1 protein-coding gene is annotated in these 1,055 nt (G+C 46.1%); it reads right to left on the reverse strand.

Annotated elements, in window-relative coordinates:
- A partial coding sequence (locus R8269_RS26110; protein ID WP_318223026.1) for an ABC transporter transmembrane domain-containing protein occupies window positions 1-1,055 on the reverse strand: 1,055 nt, incomplete at both ends.

The raw sequence follows: 1,055 nt of genomic DNA on the forward strand, positions 1-1,055 counted from the left end.
TGTGCGTCTGGAATATCGTGTTTACCAAGCGTGACGTTATCACGAATGCTGCCGTGCAATAACATTGGGTTTTGACCAATCCAGCTGACAGCTTCGCGCCAAGTCGATAGATCAAGTTGAGACAACTCGCAGCCGTTAATTTTCAAACTGCCCTTGTATGGCATAAAGCCAAGAATGGTATTAACCAAACTGGTTTTACCTGCGCCACTTGGGCCAACAAGCGCAGTGCTTTGATTGGCTTCCAATGAAAATGACAGAGGGCCAGCCAATTGTTTGCCTTCAGGGCTGAAAACAACCAAATCTTGAGCTTCGATTTGAATTGGCGTGTTCTGTTCAAGAGATTGAGTTCCATCTTTCACTTGATCTACCTCTAGTTCAAGAAACTCGACAATACTTTCGGCAGCGCCCACCGCTTGTTGCTTCGCGTGATAGAAAGTGCCGAGATCTCGAAGTGGTTGGTAAAACTCAGGAGCTAAAATCAGGATGAACAGGCCAGCAAACAAGGTGACGCCAGCACCGTAGTAACCAAAGTTCAATTCACCGATGTAACTGAAGCCGAAGTAAACCGCAGTAATAGCGATAGAAATAGAAGTGAAGAACTCCAGTACCGCAGAAGAAAGGAATGCGATTTTTAGTACATCCATCGTGCGGGTACGAAATACCTCTGATGCCCCTTTTAGGGTCTCAGTTTCTGACTTTGTACGGTCGAAAAGGCGAATAGTCGTCATCGCTTGCAATCGGTCATAGAAGTGACCGGACAAGCGTTGCATTGCTTTGAAGTTTTTACGGTTCGCTTCCGCGGCTTTGATACCAACTAATGCCATAAAAATAGGCACTAACGGGGCCGTCACAAGGAAGATTAAACCTGCCGCCCAGTTAACTGGGAATACCACAACCAAAATGATGAAAGGAACTAATACCGACAGCGACATTTGAGGCAAGTAGCGAGAGAAGAAGTCTTGCATGTTCTCAACTTGCTCTAGAATCAATGTTGCCCAACTGCCTGCTGGTTTGCCTTTAATGTAAGCAGGCCCCAGCTTGTGGACTTTGTCTAA

This window comes from Vibrio sp. Vb0667, assembly GCF_033391095.1.